The 17,998-nt window shown below is 57.8% G+C and carries 11 protein-coding genes; 7 read left to right on the top strand and 4 right to left on the bottom strand.

The features are described 5' to 3' along the window. The first annotated feature begins 91 nt into the window (after positions 1 to 91). From VGU25_09065 to VGU25_09055, 3 genes are all read left to right on the top strand, one after another. Entirely contained in the window at positions 92 to 1,285 is a 1,194-nt protein-coding gene (locus VGU25_09065) for an acyl-CoA dehydrogenase family protein (protein ID HEV2577349.1), read from the top strand. 345 nt (positions 1,286 to 1,630) lie between these two features. Then, positions 1,631 to 5,092: a carboxypeptidase-like regulatory domain-containing protein gene (locus VGU25_09060; GenBank protein HEV2577348.1), complete on the top strand. Its 3,462-nt coding sequence runs from the start codon at positions 1,631 to 1,633 to the stop codon at positions 5,090 to 5,092. 110 nt (positions 5,093 to 5,202) lie between these two features. After that, positions 5,203 to 6,951, top strand: a complete 1,749-nt coding sequence (locus VGU25_09055; protein HEV2577347.1) for a hypothetical protein — start codon at positions 5,203 to 5,205, stop codon at positions 6,949 to 6,951. 33 nt (positions 6,952 to 6,984) lie between these two features. Here VGU25_09055 and VGU25_09050 read toward each other — a convergent pair whose 3' ends face one another. From VGU25_09050 to VGU25_09035, 4 genes are all read right to left on the bottom strand, one after another. After that, entirely contained in the window at positions 6,985 to 8,040 is a 1,056-nt protein-coding gene (locus VGU25_09050; GenBank protein ID HEV2577346.1) for a Gfo/Idh/MocA family oxidoreductase, read from the bottom strand. Between the two features lie 103 nt (positions 8,041 to 8,143). Continuing rightward, positions 8,144 to 11,275, bottom strand: coding sequence for a heparinase II/III family protein (locus VGU25_09045; GenBank protein ID HEV2577345.1), 3,132 nt, complete (start codon positions 11,273 to 11,275; stop codon positions 8,144 to 8,146). A gap of 86 nt (positions 11,276 to 11,361) precedes the next feature. Beyond that, positions 11,362 to 12,675 carry an AGE family epimerase/isomerase gene (locus VGU25_09040; protein HEV2577344.1) on the bottom strand — a complete coding sequence of 438 codons (1,314 nt, stop codon included), beginning with the start codon at positions 12,673 to 12,675 and terminating at the stop codon, positions 11,362 to 11,364. Between the two features lie 72 nt (positions 12,676 to 12,747). Further along, positions 12,748 to 14,004: a hypothetical protein gene (locus VGU25_09035; GenBank protein HEV2577343.1), complete on the bottom strand. Its 1,257-nt coding sequence runs from the start codon at positions 14,002 to 14,004 to the stop codon at positions 12,748 to 12,750. A gap of 169 nt (positions 14,005 to 14,173) precedes the next feature. Between VGU25_09035 and VGU25_09030 the strand changes: the two genes are divergently transcribed. The 4 genes from VGU25_09030 to VGU25_09015 all read left to right on the top strand — a co-directional run bounded on the left by VGU25_09030 (position 14,174) and on the right by VGU25_09015 (position 17,915). Further along, entirely contained in the window at positions 14,174 to 15,418 is a 1,245-nt protein-coding gene (locus tag VGU25_09030) for a DegT/DnrJ/EryC1/StrS family aminotransferase (protein HEV2577342.1), read from the top strand. A 78-nt stretch (positions 15,419 to 15,496) separates the two neighbouring features. Beyond that, positions 15,497 to 16,270 carry a hypothetical protein gene (locus tag VGU25_09025; GenBank protein ID HEV2577341.1) on the top strand — a complete coding sequence of 258 codons (774 nt, stop codon included), beginning with the start codon at positions 15,497 to 15,499 and terminating at the stop codon, positions 16,268 to 16,270. Then, on the top strand, positions 16,267 to 17,031 hold the full coding sequence (locus VGU25_09020) for an amidohydrolase family protein (GenBank protein ID HEV2577340.1): 765 nt from the start codon (positions 16,267 to 16,269) through the stop codon (positions 17,029 to 17,031). Before VGU25_09025 ends, VGU25_09020 begins: the two co-directional genes overlap by 4 nt. Then, positions 17,028 to 17,915 carry a fumarylacetoacetate hydrolase family protein gene (locus tag VGU25_09015; GenBank protein ID HEV2577339.1) on the top strand — a complete coding sequence of 296 codons (888 nt, stop codon included), beginning with the start codon at positions 17,028 to 17,030 and terminating at the stop codon, positions 17,913 to 17,915. The genes VGU25_09020 and VGU25_09015 overlap by 4 nt, the downstream gene beginning before the upstream one ends. The last annotated feature ends 83 nt before the right edge of the window (positions 17,916 to 17,998 follow it).

The following is a 17,998-nucleotide window of genomic DNA, read 5'->3' as shown; positions in this document are numbered from 1 at the left end:
GTGGTCCTCCTGAGCCGAGGATGAACGCCACACGATCGGTTCGCCCTTCGGATGTGCAACAAGTCGTCTCTTCCTGAGGTACTTTACTGCTATGGCATTCAAGTTTCAAGGAGTTGATTTCCTCCAATTTGACTCTCTTCTCTCGGACGATGAGCTACTAGTTCGCCGTAACACGCGCGCGTTCGTCGAAGAGAAAATCATTCCCATCATTGAACAGTGCAACCGCGACGGCCGCTTTCCTCGCGAGCTGGTGCGTCCCATGGGTGAACTCGGCTTTTATGGGGCAACGATTGAGGGATACGGCTGCGCTGGAATGAACAACGTCGAATACGGCCTGCTGATGCAGGAACTCGAGCGCGGGGACTCCGGCCTCCGCAGCTTTGTCAGCGTGCAGTCGGCGCTGGTCATGTATCCCATTTCTGCCTTCGGCTCAGAGCAGCAAAAAGACTACTGGCTACCCAAGATGGCTACAGGAGAAAAGCTTGGCTGCTTCGGACTGACCGAGCCAGATTTCGGTTCGAACCCCAGCAGCATGAGGACGCGCGCACGCAAAGATGGCGACGACTACGTTCTCAACGGAGAGAAGATGTGGATTACCTCCGGCAGCATCGCTGATGTTGCCGTTATCTGGGCTAAGGTCGAAGAGCCGGGCGTCGCTCCCGAGAACTGGCGTATTCGCGGCTTTCTTGTTGAAACCGATCGCCCCGGATTTTCCACGCACGATGTGCATGGCAAGTGGTCTCTTCGCGCTTCGGTCACCTCAGGCCTGGCCATGCAGGATGTCCGCGTTCCGGCGGAGAACCTGCTGCCGAAGTCAGATGGGCTGAAATCTCCCTTGATGTGCCTCAGTCAGGCACGGTACGGAATCAGCTGGGGCGCAATTGGCGCTGCTATGGCCTGCTATGACACCGCTTTGCAGTATGCAAAGCAGCGGAAGCAATTTCGTGATCAGCCCATTGCCAGCCATCAACTTGTGCAGGAAAAGCTAACGTGGATGATCACGGAGATCACCAAGGCCCAACTGTTATCGCTGCAACTTGGCCGCCTGAAAGATCAGGGGAAGGCGGCGTTTCAACACATCTCGATGGCGAAGAAGAACAATGTGTGGATGGCGCTTGAGTGCGCACGCATGGCACGAGATATCCTTGGTGCGAATGGCATTGTGGACGACTACCCAATCATGCGCCACATGATGAATCTGGAATCGGTGAAGACCTACGAGGGTACCCACGACATTCACGCACTAATCATCGGTCAAAGTGTCACGGGAATTGCGGCTTACTGACTCGGTAATGGTGGTTGATCCAGTAATGGTGCGCAGAACAACCCAGCAAAGCACTGCATGACAATCCAGATGCAACCCGATCGCGTCGACGGCAGTCCTCCGTGCTGCCTCGGTGCGAAGAGGTATGCGTCAACGAAATGAATTGCTGAACGCCGCTCGTATAGTTGCGCGTTGATGCTGCTTGGTCGTTATCGGCTGACGTGGCCTTTCTCCTTATCTCGGCTCTTGACGGCGCCTTTTCTCAGGTGGTAGAAGTGACCCACCGGTTATCTTACTGAATACATGTTCTGCTAATTGAACAACGCGATTGTGACCAGGAGAGCCACAGAAAACGGAGATATGCATATGACCTTTTCCCATGGTGGTGTGAGGCTGTTGAGGCGTTTTCGTTTCGTAGTGGCGCTATCGGTGTCGGGCTTCATCATCGCCGGTGCAGTTGGGGCGCAAGTGGTGCGCAGTTCGATTACTGGCCGCGTCAGCGATGTGAGCGGGGCAGGAATTCCCGACGCGCAGATGACTATCACCGATCAGCAGACCGGAGTTGCTGCGCATACGAAGACCGACGCGACCGGGAACTACACGGTGCCGGAGCTCGACCCTGGGGTGTATTCGATTAGGGCAGAGAGACAGGGATTTACGACGGAGACTGAGACCGGTGTCCAGGTTCTGGCGCAAGTGACGGTGCGCGGCGACTTGAAGATGAAGGTTGGCTCAGTGTCGGACACGGTGCAGGTGTCTGCCGAAGCGCAGCTGATTGATACTGAGAATGGAACGATTCAGACTCCGATTACGACGACGCAGCTCAAAGAGTTACCGACGGCGATCCAGGATATAGATAGTTTTCTCGTTCTGGCCGCGGGTGTGGGCCGCGCAACCTTTAACTCGTCGCCGCAGATTGCCGGGAGTACGCACTGGGGCGCGGACAATTTCACACTGAATGGTGTGAGTGTGAATGACCCCGGCAACGGCGGCGGGTCGTACTCATTCGGGTTGGGCGGCGTTAACCTTCCGGCGCTCAGTTCGCTGCAGGAGGTGAACATCGGCGGTATCGGGATGGATGCGCGTTACAGCCGAGTTGTGAACGTACAGATGGTCACGAAGGCGGGTACGAACCGGTTTCATGGCGACGCATATGAGTATCTCGAGAACACGATCCTGAACGCGAATACGTTTGTAAACAACGCGGCAAAAATTCCGCGGCCTCCGTTCCACCGGAATGAATTCGGTGGCGATGTCGGCGGTCCGATACTTAAGAACCGCGCGTTTTTCTTCTTTGATTACGACGGTCTGCGGCAGAATGTGCCGGTGGTCGTGCAGGACAACCTGCCGACGGCAGCCGAGAAGCAGGGGAATTTCGGCGCGCTGTGTGCGACCTACAACGCGAACGGCGTATGCACTGCCAGCGGCGGCGTGCAGCTTTACAATCCGCAAAATGGTCAGCCATTTGCGAATAATGTGATTCCCGGAACCATGATCACCTCGCAGGCGCAGGCACTGCTAGCGTTTTTGCCGAACCCGACGGATCCGACTTCGCCGGGGCTTCCGCAGGGGACGAAGATGGCCAACGGGGTGGCAGAGCAGTACAACTACACCACGACAGTAGCGCAGGTGTTCGACGTAAACAAGTGGGACCTGCGGATGGACTATCACGTGTCAGATCATGACTCGTTGTTTGGTGTCTACTCGCACTCCGTGGGTCTGCCGTGGTTCGATCCGTTGGGAACGCCATCGACCTTCGGCAATGGCCAGAACTACGGCTATAAGACGTATACCTTGAGCGGAACGGAGATTCACACGTTCGGAGCGAACACGACGAACTCGTTGCGCGGAGCATGGTTTGATCATGAGAGCATTCGCAGCGGGCAGAACGCACAGTTCAATCCGTATTCGATCTTTACGAACCTCACGTCAAGCAATAATCGCGGCCTGCCCACGATGACGACGACCGGGTACACATCCATTGGCGATATTGGGCTGGGGGATTACACGCACGAGTACGACATTGAGATCACCGACGACTTCACGCATGTGATCGGGCGGCACACTCTGCAGGCCGGCATCGACGAGACGGGCTTCAAAATCTACACTCCAACCGGAGGTTTCGGCCCGCTGGGAACGTTTACCTTCAACGGCACGTGGACGGGCAATGGAGGATGGCCGGGACAGCCAACCTCGATCGGCAATACCTTCGCGGATTTCCTGCTGGGCGATGCGACCAGTGCAACGACCGGTTCAGCTTCGCCGACGACGGATACGTACAGCCGCGACTGGGAATTCTATGGTCAGGATGTATGGCAGGTGGCGCCGAGCCTCACTATCAACTATGGACTGCGTTACATGTATCAATCACCCTGGAATACGAAGGGCAATCTCGCGACGTACTTCAGCTTTGATCAGAACAAGCTGGTGCTTCCCGAAAACTCGAGCACACCGACGCAGCCTGTGGGAACGATTGCGGCGCAATTCAATGCATATCCGTTCACTACGACTCAGGCGCTCGGACTGCCGATTACCTTTTATCAGCCGGATCGCACCAACTTTGGGCCCCGCGTGGGCTTTGCGTGGCGCCTGACGCAGAACAACGACACAGTTCTGCGCGGCGGATACGGTATGTACTACAACTTCAACGCGGGTTATATCGGATTCAACCAGAACATAAAGAATCCGCCGTGGGGCGGAAGCGTTGTATACAACTCCGCGAAGCCCTCCAAGCCTGCGACTCCGTATCTGCCAGACATTACATTCAACGCTCCATTCCCTACAAGCCAAGCTGGTGCTCCGGCAGCGCACCCGACGGTTTACGCAATGAACTCGGACTTCAAGAATGCGCGGATTCAGCAGTTCAATCTGACTGGAGAACACCAATTTGCCTACAACTGGAAGCTGCGCATGAGCTACGTGGGCAACCGCACCACGGACCTGCCAATCACTGTGTGGAACTCGAACATCCCAGTCGTGCAGCAACCGACGCAGCCGCTGCAAAATGAGCGTCCTTACCAGCCGTGGGGCCCGATCGATACAACGAATAACGAGAACATCTCAAATACCGATCAGCTCCAGGTAGAAGGACTGCACCAATTCGCGAAGGGCTTCCTCGCGCAGGGTCAGTATGAGTGGACTAACTGCCGCGACATCGCACATCCGACGGGCGAGGGTCCGCAGATCGTTAACCAGCCGCGGCTCGATTACGGTAACTGCCCGTACCTCGCGCGGCATACGTTTGTGGCGAATTACGTTTTCGATCTGCCGTTTGGCCGCGATCGCCACTGGCTGAAGAAAGGCGTATTGAGCGAAGCCGTGGGCGGATGGACTCTTTCCGGTGTCACTACGTATGAGACAGGGCCATCATTCTCGGTGGGGTATGTGGTTCCTTCAACTTACCCGGGCTGGATTGCGGGTCGCGCAAATGTGATTCCCGGAGCGAGTATCTATACGCACAACCATGCACATTCGTCGACGGCACAGTGGCTCAATCCAGCGGCTTTCGTATCGCCGGCCCCGGGGCAGTGGGGCAACTCGCCACGCGATGGTTACTGGGGTCCGGGCTATTGGAACTATGACATGAGTTTGCTGAAGAATTTTCCGATCCGCGAAGGACAGGTGTTCCTGTTCAGGGCGGACTTCCTGAATGTGTTCAACCATACGAACTGGGACGGTGGCGGGACCTCGATTGGCGGCACGTCGGCACCCGTTGTCGCCAACGTTAGCGAAACCCAAAATGGTGGCGCGGCTGTCAACAACTTCGGCGATGTAACGACCGGCGAAGGAAGCCGGGTGATTCAATTATCTGCGCGCTTCACGTTTTGATTCCGGCCGGTGCGGGCTTTGCTCGCACCTCTTTTTAGAGCAAGAGCACGAACGATCATTGGCGACGCAACCATGCTGCCTGACAATGGTGGTGGAGATCAGCAGGTCCGATGAGCGGAGCCAGGAGACAGTTTCCACTAACAACCTCCGATCTGGTGATGATCGGAGGTTACCTGCTACTAGTCCTCCTGGTGGGCCTCTATTATCGGCGCAGGATGCATTCGGCCGAAGACTATTTCGCCGGCGGTCATCGCGTGCCGTGGTGGCTGGCGGGGATCTCGCACTACATGTCGAGTGCTAGCGCGCTGGCATTCGTTTCCTACTCACAGATCGGGTACACGTATGGTTTTACGGCGATCAGCCTTATCTGGGTTGCCGTGCCTGGCTGCCTCGCCGGGGCGTTTATCTTTGCACGGCAATGGAGACGTGCTCGGGTAGTGACGCCGGTGGAGTTTATGGAACGGCGATTCAGTCCGTTTGTGCGGCAACTGCTGGCGTGGGCCGGCATTCCGACGAAAGTGGCCGAGGACGGGCTGAAGATATTCGCGACGAGTACATTCCTAGCGGTGGGCCTGGGAATTTCCGTTGCCTGGTCTGTCATCATTTGCGGTGTCATCACAATCGTCTATACGTTCCTGGGTGGCGTGTGGGCGCTTATGGTCACCGACTACATTCAGTTTCTGATGAAGACGCTGGCGCTAATTCTGCTCGTACCTCTTGCTGTGTGGGCGGCGGGTGGGGTACATCATGCCCTTGCTGTCATGCCGCCGGGATTCCTGCGCATGACCAACGGCCCATATAACTGGATTTATCTAGCCGGCTGGGCAGTAATGCTGACTATCACGCTGAATGGCTCGTGGTCGCTGGCGCAGAAGTTCTACTCGGTGAAGAACGAGCGCGACGCTTCAAAGGCAGCGTACTTCTCAGCGTTTCTGTACCTGATCGGCGGCCCGCTCATGATCCTGCCTGCGATCCTTGCGCGGACTTTCCTGCCGGATCTGATTGCGCAGCGTAAGACCACAGACGTTTATGTGCTGCTGGTGCTCAGGTTGCTGCCCGCAGGTATGGTGGGCATTATCGTTGCAGCGATGCTTTCGGCGACCATGGCGACGGTCAGCTCGGACTTCAGCGCGATCGCCAGCGTTTTGACAAAGGATGTCTATCAGCGCCTGATTCGGCCGGATGCAAGCGATCAGCGAATGGTGAATATCGGGCGCCTGATCACGCTGCTGGTCGGTGGCACCTCGCTTGGGATTGGGTTATTCATAGCGCGCGGTGGCGACCAGTCACTCTTCCACTTAATGGTGCTGCTGGCAAGCGCCTTTATCGCTCCGTCGTTCGTGCCGCTCATGGCGGCGCTGGTATCGAAGAAGCTGAACTGGCAGGGCGTTGTGGTCGGATACTTTCTTGGGCTTACGATGGGCCTCACGCTGCTCGGTATGCGCACATGGTATTTCCCGAAGGGACACTGGCCCTGGATGGCGCAGAACTATGATGGAGCGTCGGTGCTCGTCAATACCGGGGTGACGATCTTCGGAATGGTGATTGGCACGTATCTATTCGGCGAGAAACGCGTTCAACAGGAAAAGTACGATGGGGTTTTCGCAAGCGTCGGACCGGCTATTGTGCAGGTGGCCGGACAGAGGATGGAGCAGACGAAAGTGATTGCATTCGCAGGCGCATCCGTTGGCTCGCTGCTGTGCATCGCGGGACTCCTTGCAGCCTCGCGCGGTGCGCGGGAGATCGATCTGGCACTAGGCGCAGCGTTGATTGGGATGGGCGTCTACCGTGCCCGGCGTGCGCAGCAGATCGCCGCCGCGGAGTCGAGTGCGTCGGTCGATGTGCCTCAGGCGTCGTGAATCGTAGCGCGGGAGAGTTGATCGTCTTCGATGCTAGCTGTTCGACCAGCTCAAGATGTCATCGTCCGGCTGTTTGATCCGCACGGTTTCTCCATCACGCGCGAGCGATTCGTGGATTGCCTCGAGTGCCGCCGTAACCTGGCGGCCATCGAAGCCGGAAACTTTCGGCGTGTGGTCCGCAAGAATCGCGCGGGCGAAATCTTCCAGGCACGAAGGGAATGCTCCGCGCACGCGGCCGAAGATGTCGGCGCTGAGGAAGTTCTTGGGATAGCTGAACGACTTCTCTGTGCTGACCTCCAACGATTCGCATTTGCGATCCAGTAGCACGGTGCCAGCGGAACCGACCAGCTGGATGTAGGAGTCCACGTTCGTAGGAAACGTGTTCGGGTAGATCCAGCCGGATTCAAACGTAACGAAGGCGCCATTCGCGAACTTTACCTGCGCCTGGATCATGTCATAGGTGGGCACGCCACGCGCGAGCAGAAATTCCTTGCGACCATAGGCGCGCGCTTCGAGCGGTTCACTGCCGAGGAACCAGCGCACGAGGTCGATGTCGTGCGAGGAGAGCAGCCACGCAGACGTTGTTTCGCCCGCCCATCGAATGTTCTTTGTCGAGACGACGATGGTATCGTTCTTGCGCGCGTAGCCACCTATGGGAACGCCTATCTCACCCGACGAGATGGTGCTGTGTGCTGTGTTGTACGAAGATAGCCAGCGATGATTGAACGCCACTTGGATCTTTCGGTTTTTCTGATGCGCCAGCCGCAACAGGATGTCGGCTTCCTTCACGTTCGTTGTAAACGGCTTTTCAACAAAAATGTGTCGACCGCTTTCAAGCGCAGCGTGTGCGAACTCGAAGTGCCAATTGTCAGGTGTGGCGATGACGATAGCGTCGAGATCGTCGCGCTCGAGCATCTTGCGGTAATCAAGGTAGCCGGGTATGGAGAACTCCGCTGAGACTTGCTCTACGACCTCCTGCCGGCGCGCGCTGAACGCAACGACGCGAGTCAGATGGCACTCCATGAAAACGCGCATGGCAAGCCGCGCCATCTTTCCCATGCCAATAATGCCGATTCGGAGTTCGTCCATGATGGTTCCCTTTCCTTGGATGAAGCAAGTGATCTCGCGACTCGGACTTAGGCTTCGCCTGAGATTTGCAGAAACTTAAATCGTAAGGCTTCCCTGTTTTTCGTTACTGAATAGACACATGATGCTCCTCGTCACCTGAGAGCGGCACGACAATCATATTGTCGCTGTAGCGGACCGGAATCGCTTTGCCGTCAACAGTGACAGACCGTGCGGAGTTGTCGCCAGCAACTTGAAGGGTCGTGCTCTTCGCGGCAAAGACGTGAAGTTCGAGCGCTGAGCCGGAGCGCTGCCACAGGATGTCAGCAGGGTCATTGGAGCGAAGAAAGGGGTGCCCCCTCTCTTGTATTTGGCTAGCAGCGATTGCGAGATACGAATCGGCGGAGTTTTGCGCAAGTGCATCGCCGTCTGTAGAAAAGGCTCCAAGAACGAGCGCTCCCGGATGCGAGCGAAAGAGAATGCGCGGCGGTTCGTTCGCGGCAGTCGCAGCGAAGCCGACGGCGTTATCTGAGTTCAAAGGTTTCAACGCGTTCTGTAGTGTTGGATTGCCGCGAATGAAAGTTGTGCCGGCAAGAAATTGCGCGGTCGTGGTTTTCCAGGATGAAAGCTGAATCTCCTGCCGTGGTTTGATTTGCTGATGATCGAGGTCAGTAAATAGCGTGGACGAGATGGGTTCCTGAGCGACCGTCCAGGTCGCATTGCCACCGGTGGCGGATATCAAAGCAGCAGCGGTCTTCGTTTGAAAGATGGCCGATGAGCCGTTGGTTGTCACTCCCGATTCGGCAGGAGCGTGCAGCAGAAACGAGAATACGTGGGGCGCGGGGGAGCGGACGCGGTCGCGCACGATTAGAACACCTGGTTTGAGGAAGAAGAACTCGCGTTCATAGTGCTCGAGCACGCCGTCGTATGCGTCGGTGAGGTCAGCGGCGAGATAATCAATCCCGCCAGCCAGCAAATGTGAGGTGAAGTGTGGGGCGGGGAAACCGGGCCAGAAACGGCTGGCAATTGCTGTTTGGCTGAAAGCATTCCCGTCCACGAGCAAAGTGTTGTGCCCGGCCGATTGGCTGAAGTAGTCGGCGTAGCGCGGGTCGGTGTAGTAGTTCGTGTATCCTGCTTCGTCGATCAGTGTTGTGCCGAACGCCGCGACCTGGAAGCTGCCCTCGTCGGCATGCTGATGGTTGAACCAAGGGCCGACGCGCAGAGAGATGATGGTTGCATCGTCACTCCATCCACTGCGCAGTGCGGCACTTCCACGAAGCGGGAAGATGCGCGAAGTTGGAGGCGGCGTAAATGACTGCGCAGGTTTGGAGCAACAGACAAGGTCGATGGGACCGAGGCGTTCCTCGAGCAAGTGACCGTTATGACTGGTCTCAACAGTCTGCATCAAATCGAGGTTAGTTCCCGTGTCATAGAGCGCTCGCAGCTCAGGAATACCGCTGGTTGCCGCGCCCCATGCGAACCCAGGCAGGCCGGTGAGATGACCGTTGAAATCCCCGGTGTCAAGCTGCAGGCCTTGCCTTACGGTTACGTAGTATGGCCACCAAAAGCCGTCGATCATCCGCTCGCTGCCGGCGGGATGAATCCCAAGTGCATTGAGTGAGCTCATGCCCCAGCTGATGCCCTGCATTGCGAAGTTTTCGTATCCGTAAGGCTCAGACTCACTGCCATCACCGGAGAAGAGCCCATGGAGCAGCTGCTCGTAGGCGAACTCCAGTTTGGCAAGCGCGGGACCCTCACGTTCGCGCCAGTTGGGAGTATCGCCCGCCACTGCCACAGCTGCTTCAATAGCGCCGCCAACGGAGTTAGCCATCCAGTTGCTCGCGGCAATGGGATCGCGATTGTATGAGAAGTATTCATTGACGGCCGGCTGAATAACGCATTTCCAGAACGCGTCGGCGGTCTTCTCTTTCTCGGGCGAAGTGAGCTCCGGCCCGATGAGGTCATAACCAAATGCGACTCGCTGCGCAATGACACCGACTTCGTAGTAGGTATAGAGGCCGTGCTGCTGGAAGCGCGGCGGAACCCACGTGGGCCATTGCATCATCGCGTCCAGCGCCCTGCGTGCGGCCGTTAGCGCGGCTTTATTGCCGTTGAGGCGGTAGTCGAGTGCATTGTAGGCAATGGCGTCGGCGTAGTCTTCGACGAGTTCCACATAAGGCTTGAGCTGCGCCGGCTCGGTGGGTCCGATGCCACGACCTGACGGCATGAGAGCGATGTTGTCACCTGCCTCAGGGTTGAACGCGATCTTTGTCGCGAGTGTCTCGGCGTGTTGATGGATCTGTCTCCGGAGGTCAGCGTAGCGAGATTCAGTGTGCAGTTCTTCGAGCCTATTCGCCGAAAGAAGCACCCGAGGATGGGGTGGAATGGATCCGAGTACGAGGAACCGGAAGCTCGTGCGCGCGGAGCCCTGTGCGATTTCAGCCTTCCATAGTCCCGGCTGAGCTGCTGCATTGAGGGACAGGGAAGCCGCAGCTGTGCCCGCGGGGACGTCCTGCGACCCTGCGTTTGCGCCCGTTGGATCGTAGAGGCTGATCGTCGCGGGCAGGGAAGGAAATACGCGTTCGATTTTTAGGGCGCCGCTCGGCGACAGTGTGATGTCGGCGACTTGAGAGCCGTCGACGGTCGCGTCGAGCTTCGGACTTGCGAGCACAACCTCCGGAGCGCGCTCTGCGTGAAGCTCGAAATTCTCAATCAGCCAGCGCGATTTGGAATACAGCGGCGGGTGTTCGAGTCTTCCGCGGAGGATGATTGCCACGATAGGCGTCGCGGTCGCGAGATGAAGCTGTGCGCCTGTGATTGCCAGGTTGTGCTCGCCGTTGCCTCCAGGGAGCGGCGTCGTGTGGCGATGACCGTCAAGGCCAACGAAAATGAGCTCGGGTTCCGCAAGAGCGGCACTCAGATCAAGACGATAGCGCACTACTAAACGAGTGCGTGCGTCTGCAGTGAAGCAGAGCGGGCGGATAAAACCGAACCATGACGTGGGCTCGCCGTGTGAATTGAAGTTGTGTTGCAGAGCCGTTGTTTCTCCGACTTTCACGGTATACAGCGTCGGGTCGTATCCGATGTCCTGCGCGAGCGGAAAGCTCATCCAGCCGGAGAAGCCGCCGCTCCAGTCCGCATGAAAAATCCAGGGTGCGAGTGCAGAGGAGACGGAGTGCGTTGCACCGCAGGCAAGCAGCGGCGCAAGTAGCAGACTCACAAGCAGTGTTGCGGCGCGTTGCGGCGTTGTCGATCGCATGACTAGGGCAGGAAGTAGCTGCGCGAAAAACTCCGTACAATATGTAGAACAACAAGACGATATATAAAACGCATTTCAAGTTCGAGTCAATGAAGCATTGCCTCAAGGCGCAAGAGAGTGAGCATGAGGTGACGGGGGTGATGGTAGTTCTCGATGCGCTTTCCAAGAAGGGAGAACTGCTCGAACGTTGCCTGCCGTCCGGTCTGGTACATCCAGATGGGAGAACCGTGTGCTGTGAGCGGGAATGTGCGGCGGACGTAGGCATGCATGCCGGTAAAGAGTTTGGCGGCCCAGGGCTCGCCAAGACGATCATAGATATAGAGAGCATCAGTCAGCGTTTCTTCCTGCGCCCAGAGCAGTTTCGTCAGTACATAATCGTTTTGATCGACGTTGCGCAGAGTATGGAACACGCCGTTATACACGGGATCTCGGGCGACCTCGGCATGACGATGAAAGCGATCGGCAATCGTGCGAAGCATTGTTTCATCGTGCTGTCGCGTCGCCTCGTCGAGCAGCATCCACGTTATCTCCAGCGTGTTGCCGAGGTTGACGAGCTGATCGTAGGGCGTGCCGGGCAGGGAAGCATCATGCTGCAGCAGCTCATTGTTAAGGCGATAGCGAGGGTTGAAGTGATGCTCCAGCACGATCGAGGCACAGCGTTTCGCGAACTGATCAAAATACGGATCCGGATCGGCGGCGAGAATCTGTGCTGCCGACCGCAGCATGATCATGGCGCTGCCCATGATGCGCGCGCCGGGAAGCGGCGGAGCATTTTCGCCGAAGTAAGTGCGGCCAACGGCCGGATTGTAGGTCGGACGGTCGTATGCCTCGATACACTTGCGGAGCAGGCGCTTCGCGCGATCTAGATATTCCTGCTTGCCTGTCGCCTGTGCGTACGCGGCGAATCCTTCGGCGATGCCGACGTCGGTAGGGATCAGCTTGCCTGAGGGCCCGGCGGGCGAGCCGTCACGATGAATGGTGTTGCACCAGAACGTGTCGTCAGGCGGCTGAGATTTTTCCAGCAATTCGGCGCTGCGGCGCGCCACCTCAAGATAGCGCGGATCACGCCCAAAACGCAGATAGAGAGTGGAGTAAACCCACATGCCGCGGCCTTCAAACAGCGGTTCTTTCTCGTAGTCCACATGCGTGCCGTCGAAGTCCGTATTGCATAGAAAGCCACCGTACTCACGGTCGATCACGTGTTGTTCCATGAAGGGCAGCCAGTCAACGAACAAATCGCGATGGTACATCACGTGAAGCTCGGACAGCGTATGGCCGAGAGGCGGTTGCTGTTGCGAGCTGGTGTGTTGTGCGCCAGCAGTCACACCCGGCACAAGAGCGGGCGCGAACTGCGCGGCTCCCGCTGCGGCGGAGCGAAGAAGGAACTGCCGTCTCTTCATGGTTCGCAAATAACTCCAAAGAACAGATGGCTGCGGCGATGCGGCGAAGGGCGGCTATCGTGGAGATTAATCTTACGGCCTGCGGAAGCGATAGACATGCACCTCGTCCGGTCCGAACCAGTCAGTGAAGGCGCCGTCCGCGACCTGCACGTGGCGCGGCTCCTCGAAGAGTACTTCGCCGTCAGTGATGCCGGCGGGCAGGCCAGAAAAACTGACCTGTACCGTTTCGCCTTCTCGCTTCGCTGCAAGCAGGTAAATGTAGTTGCCAGATTGGCGAACAAGGTGCTCGAGCGCCGGTCCGCCGCTGGACTTAATCGCGAGCGTTGAGTTTGGCGCGATGAGCGCAGGATAGAGCGGGCTCGCGGGACTCAACTCGTCCAGTACAGGACGCAGCACGCGGTCGTAGAACGTCCAGTTCCAACCGAGCGCTGCGTCGCGCTGGTTGAGGCACTGCGGCAATGTGCCACCGAAGTACAGCAGGGCGCGTGCGCCGTCGATGATCGCCTGATAAGACATGTAGCGTTCCTCTGGAAATGTGGGGAAGCGTAGTGTCCTGCCGGGCTTCGCAACACCGCTCCAACAGATCTGCAGTGTCATCATCACGGGTTCTTTGTAGTCGACGGCCTTGCGCATCTCGAGCGTGTAATCGCCAACGACGCTAAGGTTGCGATTACCGTTGCCGGAGTGGATGCCAGGCGGATAACTGACCGGATAGATGTCGATCGCACCTGCGTCGAAGTACTTCGAATAGGGCTCGAGGTCATCGGCCGTCCCACGCGGTGCCTGCGTCACCCAGACCGGATGGTTAGGATCAAGTTCATGCACCAGGTCGTGAAACGCACGCAGGTGTTCGGCGGGTACCTTGCCCCACTGTGGCTCGTCGATGCCCTTCCAAAGAAAAATCGCGGGATCGTTGCGGTATTTGTTGACGACACGTTGCAGCTCCGCGAACTTTGTTGTGTCGGAAGGTTGCGCATCCTCGAGGTCGCCGATCCAGATGACGATATGCTGACCTTCCCGATCGGCGGCTTTGATCAGCGCATCTAGCTCTGCTTCCTTCGCAGGACCCCACTGGCCTTTTGGGCACTGCCACTGCTGGAAGGTGAAGCCCTCGCGGCGCAACACCGCCATGCCATTGCTGCCGCCCGGATCCTTTGCATCGGCCGGCGGTCCCGCGGTGAAGCCGATGGGGAAGACGGGTTTGCCGTCGACCAAGAACCGACCGTCCGGCTCGGTCGTAACGTGTGTCACTGATGTGAGTGGTCCCTGCGCAGACGCAATCACAGGCGCCAAAAGGATGAGCAATAAAACATTTTTGCGACAAGGCACAGCCCGTTCTCCTTCCAGAGTGTCTAGAACATTCTTGACATCCCTCTCCGCTCACAACTAATATACAGAATCATTGTTCTATATGTAGAACAGGTTCAGAATAGTGTTGTGACGGCATTGTTTCAACGGCTTTTACATGTACGACCACGGTATCGGAAAGGAATAGCTTGTGACACTTGCGATGCTTGGAGGGCCTGCGGTTCGTACCACGCCATTCGCTCCCTGGCCGCAGTACGACCACAGTGAAGAAGAGGCGCTGCTCCGCGTGTTGCACAGCCGCTCATGGGGCGGCTACCACGAAAGCGTAAAGGAGCTTGAGAAGAGTTTCGCTGCGTATCACGAAGTACCGCACGCAGTTGCGTGCTCGAATGGCACGATTGCGATTGAAGTGGCGCTGAAAGCCATGGGGATTGGTCCCGGCGATGAGGTTATCGTTCCGCCGTACACGTTCATTGCTTCGGCGAGCGCGATCATGCTCTGCCATGCAACGCCAGTCTTTGCGGACATTGACCCCGAAACGCTTAACCTCTCCGTTCGGGCTGCAGAGGCTGCGATCACGGCGCGTACGAAGGCGATCGTGGTCGTTCACTTTGGCGGACGCCCGGCTGAGATGGACGCCTTCCAGGCGGTGGCGCAACGGCACGGACTCAAGCTCCTCGAGGACGCCGCTCACGCACACGGCGCGAAGTGGAAAGGCGTGCCCGTCGGTGGCTGGGGAGACGTCGCAACGTTCAGCTTCCAGTCTTTCAAGCTGATCACCGCCGGCGAAGGCGGAATGCTCCTCAGCAAATCTGAAGAGCTGATTGATAAGTGTTGGACCTACTGCAATCAAGGCCGACGCCGTGACGGTGGATGGTTCGATCACTACACGCTGGGCACGAACTACCGCATCACTGGTTTCCAATCCGCCGTGCTATGCGAGCAGCTAAAGAAGATGCCTGCTCAGACCGAGCTGCGCGCAAAGAACGTTGCACGGTTCCGCGAAGGCCTCAAGCATATTTCCGGCATTACACTCGTGGCCGATGACCCGCGCATTGAGCGCCATCCGTACTACCTCCTTACCCTACGCTATGACTCGAAGGGTTTCGCCGGACTGGAGCGCGACGCAGTCATCCGCGCGCTGCAGGCTGAAGGTATTCCCGCCAAGCCAACATATCCCGCGCCGCTGTACCGAAACGAAGTCTTCGCCAGGCACACCGGATCTCTCGCGCGCTGCAGTGGGTGGCACGCCGCGCAGGATTACCAATCGTTGTATCTGCCGGAAGCCGAGCGCGTCTGCAAGGACGGAATCTGGCTAAACCATACGGTCTTTCTTGGAGATGACCGCGACGTGGACGATGTGCTCGAAGGTTTCCGCAAGGTGCAGACTCTGGCGTCAACCGTGCCTGTGCTGGAAGCCATAGGGAAGTCTTAGCTCAGCCCAATTCGATTCACTGTATGTTGCAATGAAAGCTTGCGGCGCCAAACAGCATGGCAATAAGGAGAGCAGATCTTGTCGGAGCGCACCACCCAATCGCTGTTTCAAGAAGCTGCGGATTGGGACCTGTTTGATGTCAACGTGCGACTCGGCTCCTCAGGTGTAAACGGCCAGCTCGCACTCGATGCAGACGGCCTCCTCGCGGAGATGGAGCAGTTTCACATTCAGCGCGCCCTTGTCTCCCACTGGGAGACCGAAGAGTATGACGTCGCACTCGGCAATGAGACGCTCTCGCGAGAGCTGAGACCCCAGATGGTGCCAGTCTGGGGTGCGCTTCCGGACATGAAATCAGTGGAAGCGCTGGCCGCGCGGGAACCCGTCGCGGTGCGGCTGACGCCTTCGTCAGGTCAGCACAACTTTTCGCTGGAGAGCTGGTGCGCAGGACCATTGTTCTCGTTCCTTCAGGAGAGTGGCGTCATTACCTTGATCGTCGCATCTGACGTCGGCTGGTCCGGCGTCGCGACCTTGCTCAAAAACTTTCCACGCCTTCCGCTGGTCTTGCTTGACACCGGCTATCGTGCAGATCGTTATCTATTCCCGTTGCTCGATCGCTATCCAAGCCTGCATTTCGATTCTTCTACCTATCTTGCGCATCGCCAGCTCGAAGCTTTCATCCAGACGCGCGGACCGGAACGTGTTCTCTTCGGCTCCCGATTGCCGCTCTACACACCGGCGTCGGCGCTTGCGGTGCTTTCGAGCGCGCGAATTAGAACCGCAGACCGTCTCGCCGTCGCAGGTGGCAATTTGCGTCGATTGCTTGCAGGTGCGCAGTTTGGAGGTGCACGATGAGGTCGCCGATTCGCATCGCGGACTGCCACGGCCACATCGGCGTGCACCCGGATTTTCCCGCTTACAAGGCCGAGCCGGACGAGATAGTTGCCGTGATGGACCACCTCAACATCGAACTGCTCGCCGTCACCTCAACGCTCGCCTGCTATAACGACTGTCCGCGCGGCAACGCCGAGGTTGCACCGGTGCTCCAGAAGTATCCGAATCGTTTCCTCGGCTATATCACTGTGAATCCGAACCCGCCAGGGCAGGCCGTCGCGGAACTGGAGCGCTGGAAGCACTTTCATCAGCCGCCGCTCATCAAGCTGCACCCGGGAACGCACAAATATCCGGTCACCGGCCCGAACTACAAACCCATCTGGGAGTACGCACACAAACACAATGCGATCGTCCTCGTGCACACGTGGGATTCGGACCCGAACTGTGGCCCGCTGCTGTTTCCGAAGATCGCGAAAGACCATTCCGGCGCGCGTATTCTGCTTGGGCATTCGGGTGTGACATGGCGCGGCTACATGCAGGCGATTGAAGCAGCAGAGGCGGCCGAGAACTTATGGCTCGATCTCTCCGGATCGCAGAACCATCGCCTGATTCTCGAGCACTGTGTCGAGCGCCTAGGCGCAGAGCGTATCCTGTTCGGCTCCGACCTTCCCTTCCTCGAAGCGGCGATGACCATCGGCCGCGTACTCACTTCGCGCATCTCTTATGACGCGAAAGAAAAGATTCTTCGCACCAATTTTCTGCGGATGGTGAACAGACTATGAAATTGACGAACATCCTCAACAATGCCGGCGAGCGCGTGCTCGCGTTGGTTGAAGGCGAACGCGTATACGACCTCTCGAAGGCATCGGGCAACAAACCGGAGTTTGCGTCGCTTGGCAAGTGGCTGCACGGCGGTGAGGCCGCTCGCAAGGCGGCCGACAAGCTGCGCGAACAGCTCATGCGTGATGCCTCCGCAGGTGCACCGCTGAACGAAGCAAAGCTCGCCCCGATGGTTGATTGCGACGCGCGCATCTTTTGCGTGGGATTGAACTACGCTGATCACGCCGCTGAGAACAACCTGCCGCCACCGGAGTCGCCCATCTTCTTCACCAAGCTGACACAGGTGGTCGTGCCGCACGGTGCGGAAGTCCCGCTCCCCGCCCTCTCGAAACAAGTAGATTATGAAGCCGAAGTCGCTGTGATTCTCGGCCGCCGTGCAGACCGGGTCAGTGAGCAGGAAGCCGAAGCCTGCGTCGCCGGCTATAGCATCATGAACGACGTCTCCGCCCGCGACCTTCAGCGACAGGACAAACAATGGTTCCGCGGCAAGAGCTGCAACGGCTTCGGACCGCTCGGCCCTTGGATGGTGACTATCGATGCGATCGCCGATCCGAAGAATCTCGAGGTTAGCCTTCGCCATAACGGCCAGTTGTTGCAGCATTCGAATACAAGCAACCTCGTATTTACGCCCGCGGCACTCATTTCCATCCTCTCGCAGACCCTTGTACTCGAGCCGGGAGACGTGCTTAGCACAGGCACTCCGGCAGGAGTAGGTTTTCATCGCAAACCGCAGGTCTTCATGCAGCCTGGGGACCGCGTGGAGATCGAGGTGGAAAATATCGGCGTACTGGCCACCACGTTTGTAGCGGAGCCGCCTAAGCAATAACTCACGGGTCGTAGCCAAGCGGCCATAGCGTCCTCTCTTTTGAGATCTCACGATTTCCAATTGACAAGCTCGCATGCCGTTGT

The organism is Acidobacteriaceae bacterium, from assembly GCA_035944135.1.
Lineage (GTDB): Bacteria > Acidobacteriota > Terriglobia > Terriglobales > Acidobacteriaceae > Granulicella.
This window is presented reverse-complemented; position numbering and strand designations above follow the sequence as displayed.